The 7,122-nt window shown below is 45.0% G+C and carries 7 protein-coding genes; all 7 read left to right on the forward strand.

The window, feature by feature from the left end; genetic code table 11:
- Positions 1–879, forward strand: coding sequence for a flagellar type III secretion system pore protein FliP (fliP, locus tag IJJ71_RS06240; RefSeq protein WP_296845971.1), 879 nt, complete (start codon positions 1–3; stop codon positions 877–879).
- Positions 880–923: 44 nt separating this feature from the next.
- A complete protein-coding gene (gene fliQ, locus IJJ71_RS06245) occupies positions 924–1,193 on the forward strand; it encodes a flagellar biosynthesis protein FliQ (RefSeq protein ID WP_296845972.1) in 270 nt (89 codons plus the stop codon).
- Positions 1,194–1,209: 16 nt separating this feature from the next.
- Entirely contained in the window at positions 1,210–2,013 is an 804-nt protein-coding gene (fliR, locus tag IJJ71_RS06250; RefSeq protein ID WP_296845973.1) for a flagellar biosynthetic protein FliR, read from the forward strand.
- Positions 2,010–3,107: a flagellar biosynthesis protein FlhB gene (gene flhB / locus IJJ71_RS06255; RefSeq protein WP_296845974.1), complete on the forward strand. Its 1,098-nt coding sequence runs from the start codon at positions 2,010–2,012 to the stop codon at positions 3,105–3,107. The genes fliR and flhB overlap by 4 nt, the downstream gene beginning before the upstream one ends.
- A gap of 21 nt (positions 3,108–3,128) precedes the next feature.
- Positions 3,129–5,273: a flagellar biosynthesis protein FlhA gene (locus tag IJJ71_RS06260; protein WP_296845975.1), complete on the forward strand. Its 2,145-nt coding sequence runs from the start codon at positions 3,129–3,131 to the stop codon at positions 5,271–5,273.
- Positions 5,266–6,546 (forward strand): AAA family ATPase, encoded by a 1,281-nt coding sequence (locus IJJ71_RS06265; RefSeq protein ID WP_296845976.1) that lies wholly within the window; start codon positions 5,266–5,268, stop codon positions 6,544–6,546. The genes IJJ71_RS06260 and IJJ71_RS06265 overlap by 8 nt, the downstream gene beginning before the upstream one ends.
- A gap of 1 nt (position 6,547) precedes the next feature.
- The coding region (locus tag IJJ71_RS06270) for a P-loop NTPase (RefSeq protein WP_296845977.1) at positions 6,548–7,122 on the forward strand (575 nt) is incomplete at its 3' end.

Consider the following 7,122-nt stretch of genomic DNA (forward strand, 5'->3'; position numbering starts at 1 on the left):
ATGAAAAAAATGATTTCTGCATCTTTTCACAAATGGCTTCCAAGGATTGTCATCGCAGCCTTTATTTCAATTTTCTGTCTTTTCCCGGTTGCTTCTCAGTCCAGCCAGAACCGTAACTTCCCGCAAGGCTCAACTCAGGGCCGCACAGAAATGGGAGGGCAGGTTCGCGGAATTGATTTCCCGAATATCGATGTGAACATTACAAGGCCTCAGGGCGGCGAGCAGGTCGCATTCTCTGTTCAGCTTTTGCTTTTGCTTACAGTCCTTACGATTGCTCCGAGTCTTTTGATTCTTACAACCTGTTTCTTGCGCTTTTCCATAGTCCTTGACTTCATCAAGCGCGCTCTTTCCTTGCAGCAGGTTCCTCCGACATCAGTTTTAAACGGAATCGCGCTTTTTATGACGATTTTCATCATGTTTCCTACGCTTCAGAATGTCTATAACAACGCCCTCAAGCCTCTTTCCAATGGTGAGCTTACCATTGAGCAGGCATATCGTGAGGCAGAGGCTCCGCTTCGCACTTTTATGCTCAATCAGACTATCACCGTGCAGAGTGACGGCTCGCTTGGTTCCCGATACATATCTTCATTTTTGGGGATGGCCGATCTCCCGGCACCGAACGGCCCTGAGGACATCCCGACTTATGTGATTATTCCGGCTTATATCCTGCATGAGCTTACCGTCGCATTTAAAATCGGCGTTTTCCTTTATATTCCGTTCATCGTAATCGATATGGTGGTCGCTTCTATCCTCATGAGCATGGGTATGATGATGCTTCCGCCTGTCCAGATTTCGATGCCGTTCAAACTCATGCTTTTCGTGATGGTTGACGGATGGGGGCTTTTGACTCAACAGCTTTTCCAGAGCGTTATAAAATAAGCAATTAGCAATGTGTAATTAGTATTTATAAAAGGAGTTTTGAAGTGTCAGTTGGAATGATTGTAAATCTTATGCGTGGGGCTGTCTTTCAGGTCTTTATTTTGTGCGCCCCGGTTCTTGGAGCGGCCCTTGTAATCGGCCTTATCGTGGCTATCTTTCAGGCGACTACTTCTATTCAGGAGCAGACGCTTACTTTCCTTCCAAAAATGCTCGTGATTCTTGTGGTTCTCGCGCTTTTGGGCGGATGGATGTTCGGTATGATGGGAAATTACACCGTCAACCTGTTCTCGCAGATTAAAAATCTTGCAAGGTAATGTTCGGAACTGAGTGATGCTGGATCGGATTCTTGCCAACAGTCCTGTTTTTCTCTTGATTGCGGTGCGATGCTTTGGCATGATTATGACCCTTCCGCTTTTTTCAATCAGGAATGTCTCAAGAATCGCGAAGATTGCGTTCACCGGTTATCTGGCATATCTTATTTTCCCGCATGTCAATTTTTCAGCGTATACTCCGTATATTAGTTCTGACGGAAATTTTTCAATTGAATACATAATGCTTCTGGTAGGAGAAGGAATTATCGGAATCCTTACTGGATTTTATGTCACATTGATTTTTGCGGCGTTCAGTTCTGCCGGTCAGTTCTTCGCATTCCAGATGGGCTTTTCTGCCTCGGAAGTTTATGACGCGCTTTCTCAGGTTGAGAATCCTCTTATGGGACAATTCTTCAATCTTGTGGCGATGCTGATTTTCCTGCAGTCTGACTGGGCTTTGTACCTGTTTTCCAAGGCTCTTCTTTCCAGTTTTGACTCCCTTAACGCGCTTTCCATTGTCATGCACCGCACCGATATGATTGAATTCCTTCTCGGCGGGCTTACGAAACTTTTTGCTGATGCTTTCGTGATTTCCCTTCCGATTATGGGAACCCTTCTATTGATTTCTGTAACGATGGGCATTCTTTCAAAGGCTGCTCCTCAGATGAATCTTATGAGCGAAGGTTTCCCGATTATGATTCTGACATCATTTTTTGTCATCACGATGGTTTTCCCGCAAATCTGTGAATTTTTTACTCATTCGTTCATCCGTGGATTTTCTTCACTCTCGAAACTTCTGTCGATAGTAGGGGGCGGCTCATGAGTTTTGAAGAAATCGATTTGCAGTGGTTTGCGGCTGAGGAAGAAGGAAGAACTGAGGAGCCTTCAGAGTACAAACTTCGTAAGGCTCGTGAAGAAGGCCGGGTCGCAAAAAGCCAGGAACTTAACAGCGCGCTCGTAATGCTGGTTACTGTGATTGTACTTATTATCGCGGCTCCATATTTCTGGAATCTATGCGAGGAAACGATTGTTTTCTATTTTACTCACATAACTGAGACAGAAATGTTTCAGAAGAGATTTTTCTTCCAGTTCTTGATTTCCCTTGCAAAGACAGTGCTTCCAATGGCAATTTGCGGTGCAGTGGCGGCTGTCCTTGCGAATCTCATACAGAACAGGGGCTTCATTTTCTCCCTTAAGCCTATTGAGCCGCAGTTTTCAAAAATAACTCCGAAAATCGGGCAATATCTTAAAAAGACTCTTTTTTCGTTTGAGGGTGGATTTAATGTCGCGAAATCATTCGTGAAGGTCGGGGTTGTCGGCCTCGCATCTTATCTTATAATCAGAATGAATCTTCCGGTGATTCTGGAATTCATTAACGCCGCAAAGCTGAATGCCGCAATCGGGAAAATTGCCTGGACTGCGGCTCAGATTCTTGCGACATGTGCCATAGTGTTCCTTGCAATTGCAATTCCTGATTATCTCGTGCAGAAAAAGCAGTTCATTGAAAGCATGAAGATGACAAAACAGGAAGTAAAGCAGGAATATAAGGAAATGGAAGGTGATCCTGAGGTCAAGGCTCATCTGCAGGCTGCCCAAAGGGAGCTTTTGCAGCGGAATATGCCTCAGCAGGTCGCAAAATCAGATGTCGTCATCACGAACCCGACCCATTTTGCGGTTGCGCTCATGTATGACGCCGCTGTTTCAGACGCGCCGCAGGTTATGGCTAAAGGAAGCGATAATCTGGCGCTTAGGATCCGTACTATTGCTAAAGAGCATGATGTTCCAATCGTAGAAAATCGACCTTTGGCTCGTTCTCTCTATGCAGAAACGGAAATTGGTGATATAATTCCAAGTGACTATTTTAGCGCGATTGCAACTATTTATAGTCATCTTGAAAAATTCAATAATAAAAAGTAGCTGTTTCGGGTGGGGATTTGAATGGCTAACCGTTTTAATTTTAAAAATGTTTTGGGGAACATTGAAAATCATGCTGTAGCTGCGGCCGCAATTGCCGTCGTGCTCATGCTTTTGATTCCTGTTCCTGGAGTCCTTTTGGACTTCTTCATGATTGTAAACATTTCTATTTCTGTTATTGTTCTTCTCGTTGTACTTTATACGCCGAAATCTTCTGATTTTACATCGTTTCCGCGCGTCCTGTTGTTCGCAACTCTTTACGGTCTTGCGCTCAATGTTTGTTCCACCCGTTTAATTTTAACAAAAGCGAGCGAAACAGGTTACAGAAATTTCCCTGGCAACATGCTCAAGGCTTTTTCTTCTATTGTGACCGGCGATAATCCGATGAATCCTTCAAGCACAGGCCTTGTAATCGGAATGGTAATCTTTATCATCCTCATCATTATTCAGGTCATCGTAATCACAAAAGGTGCCACTCGAGTTTCTGAGGTCGCTGCACGATTCAGCTTGGACGCGATGAACCAGAAATTCTTCGCCGTTGATTCTGAACTTAATTCAGGCTACATCACGGACGAAGAGGCCCGCAACAAAAAGGCTGCTATTCAGCGTGACATTGATTTTTATTCCAGCATGGACGGTGCTTCCAAGTTCGTAAGCGGTAACGTCAAAGCCGGTATTTTCATCACTGCGATTGATTTGATTGCGGGGATTATCGCCGGAGTTGCAATCGGTAAAATGCAGTTTGGTGATGCCGCGAGCACATATTCCCGCCTTACGATTGGTGACGGCCTTCTTGGTCAGCTTCCTTCGCTTTTGCTTTCATTTGCCACCGGTCTTATCGTAACCGGCAATTCCAGCGAGGAAGTCCTTGGCGACCAGCTCAAAAAACAATTTACGACGAGCGGTTATGTCTATATTATCACAGGAATTACGCTCGCTCTTATGAGCCTTATCCCGAACTTTCCGTGGTATCTTTTGTTCCCTGTCGGCGCATTGTTCGTCTTTACAGGATACAATCTTCTCCGCAAGCAAAAGGCTTCATTTGCGAAAAAACTCGAAGAAGAGCAGAAAGCTAAGAATCAGAAAAATGCCGGCGAGAACGGCGAGGTCAGTCCTGTCGTGCCGCTTGATCCGCTCTGCCTTGAACTTGGATATGCCCTCATTCCTCTTGTTGACAAAGAAAAGGGCGCGGAGCTTCTCGAGCGCGTAACGAGAATCCGTCGCGAGGCTGGCCTTGACCTTGGCCTTGTAGTTCCTAAAATCCGCATTATCGACAACATGACGCTTGCCCCGGATGAGTACTGCTTCAAAATCAAGGGGATTGAGGCCGGCCGCAGCAAAATAAAGCTCGGCTACTATATGTGCATGAACACTGGTGCTGCCACGGAAGAAATCAAGGGTGAGCAGACTTTTGACCCTGCGTTCGGAGTTCCTGCCGTTTGGGTCAGCGAAGATATGCGTGAGGATGCAGAGCGTGCCGGCTATGCCGTAGTCGATCCGCCGACCATTATCGCAACTCATATCACCGAGATTATCCGAAGCCATGCGGCTGAAATCCTCGGCCGTCTTGAGACCAAGGCAATCATCGACAAAATCAAGGAGACTAACTCCGTTGTCGTTGATGAAGTCCTCAATACTTACAAATATACTTACGGTGAGATTGAACGCGTTCTTCAGGGGCTTCTGCGTGAGCAGGTTTCAATCCGTAACATCGTCGCGATTCTTGAGACACTCGCGAACTACGGCAACATGCCGCACAACAACTGGCTTCTTATTGAAAAAGTTCGTGAGGCTTTGGGCTTGCAGATTTGTCTGCAGTATGTAGATCCTCATGATCCGAACAAGAAATTAAGTGTCCTGCAGGTTTCGCAGGCCGCTTCAGAAAAAATTATGAGCCATTGCGTTGTTCCGAATGACGGGGGGCAGCCTTTTGTTGCCTTTGACCCTGTTGACGGCCGTAAATGGATAAGCGCAGTGAGCGCAGCAATAGCTTCCGCCAGAGAAAGAAATTACCTCCCAATTCTTCTCTGTGGTACAGCGGAAATCCGTCAGCTTGTGTACAATTCAATAAGCCGTGAAATGCCGGGAACGGTCGTGCTTTCATTGAATGAGGTTGTCGCTGCTGGCAACAATGTGAATTTGGAGATTCTTGGAGAAATAAATGTATAACGAGAGTTTTAACGGCGTTTCTGCAAATCCTAAAGTGTCTTCCTATGCTCCAGTGGCGAGTTATGGAAGGAGCGATAATGAGCCTCAGATAATTACTGGAAAAGATTTTGAGGATTGCAAGCGTAAACTTTTGGAAACTTACGGCCATAATTATACGATTTTGGGTAAGCGACCTCAATTTAAGCCGGGCTTTTTGGGCTTCGGACAAAAAGAGTATTGGGAAGTCAAATTTTCCGTTGGTGCCGAGCAGAAACTTTCCCCGCAGGATTCATTCCAGAAGAACCGTGATGAAATTTTGAGCAAAAGCACGGCTTCCGTAACTCAGACGATGCAGCTTGCGAGCCTCGACAAAAAACTTGAGGAATACCAGAAATCTATTGAGAAAAAACTTTCTGAGATTGCTGAGGTCGCAAATGCCGTTGATAAGCCGGCATCGATTAAAAAAATCGAAGATTTGCTTCAGGACAACGAATTTACATTCTCTTTTATCAACAAAATTACGACAAGATTGTGCTCAGAGCTTTCGCTTGAGGAACTGGATGATTTTGATTTGGTTCAGAGCAAGGTCGTTGACTGGATCGGCGAATCAATTAAAATCGCGCCGAAGGTAATGCACAAATATCCTCATGTAATCATTCTCGTAGGACCAACAGGTGTCGGAAAAACTACTACAATCGCAAAACTTGCCGGAACGATGATTCTTGAGGCCCGTGAGGAAAATGAAGTTCCTCCGAAAATCCGTATGATTACAATCGATCATACCCGTGTAGGTGCCGAGGAGCAGCTCAGGCGTTATGGTGATTTGCTTGGAACTGATGTTGACAAGGCTGAGTCTGCTGAAGATGTAAAGAAGATTTTTGATTCTTACAAAGATCAGATTGATGTGCTCTTCATCGATACGCCGGGTTACAGTCCGAATGATTCTGAGAATATCGGAAAGATGCGCAAAATGCTTGAGGTCAAGGGAATCCATCCTGATGTTTATCTCGCATTTACGGCTTCCGCAAAGGCCCGCGACATGATTTCAATCATCCAGAACTACGAGCCGTTCAATTTTTCTTCGGTAATCATCACAAAATGGGATGAAACTTCCGCAATCGGCAATGTAATCAGCGTGCTTTCTGAAAAAGGCAAGACTGTCTCTTACATTACTGACGGACAGCAGGTTCCGAAAAAAATCGAGAGGGCTACGGTTGTCAAATTCTTATTAAATTTGAATGATTTTACTATAAATCGTGAATATATAGACGAAAAATTCCCGGAGGAAAAATAATATGGAAGATCAGGCTCAGGAACTCAAAAAAATGATGAACCGCAAGACTCGGATTATCGCAATTACGAGCGGAAAGGGCGGTGTAGGAAAGTCAAATCTTTCTGTTAACATGGCAATTGCCTATGCCCAGCAAGGGAAGAAAGTAACATTGATTGACGGTGATCTTGGAATGGCCAATGTCAATGTCCTTATGAATATAGTTCCTCAGTACAACCTCATGCATGTAATCAATAAACAGAAGACCATGCAGGAAATTATAAATGACACTGAATTCGGAATTAAATTTATTGCGGGTGCGAACGGTTTTTCTAAGATCGCGAACCTCACTGTAGACGAGCTTGACTATTTCGCAAAGCAGTTCTCCATGCTCGGAAATTCAGACATAATCATCATCGACACTGGTGCCGGCATCGCAAACAATGTATTGCAGTTCGTTGCCGCCGCTGATGAGGTCTATGTAGTCACAACTCCGGAGCCTACTGCAATCACCGATGCTTACGGAATCATAAAAATCATCACTACGGAACTTGTTGACCGGGAGATGAACATCAAGCTGCTCGTAAACCGCGTTCACTC

This window comes from Treponema sp. (assembly GCF_017430385.1).
Taxonomy (GTDB): Bacteria; Spirochaetota; Spirochaetia; order Treponematales; family Treponemataceae; genus Treponema_D.

Coding starts and splice junctions, on each gene's coding strand:
- IJJ71_RS06265 (WP_296845976.1), top strand. CDS start 5,266: ATGTATAACGAGAGTTTTAACGGCGTTTCTGCAAATCCTAAAGTGTCT.
- fliP (WP_296845971.1), top strand. CDS start 1: ATGAAAAAAATGATTTCTGCATCTTTTCACAAATGGCTTCCAAGGATT.
- fliR (WP_296845973.1), top strand. CDS start 1,210: ATGCTGGATCGGATTCTTGCCAACAGTCCTGTTTTTCTCTTGATTGCG.
- IJJ71_RS06260 (WP_296845975.1), top strand. CDS start 3,129: ATGGCTAACCGTTTTAATTTTAAAAATGTTTTGGGGAACATTGAAAAT.
- flhB (WP_296845974.1), top strand. CDS start 2,010: ATGAGTTTTGAAGAAATCGATTTGCAGTGGTTTGCGGCTGAGGAAGAA.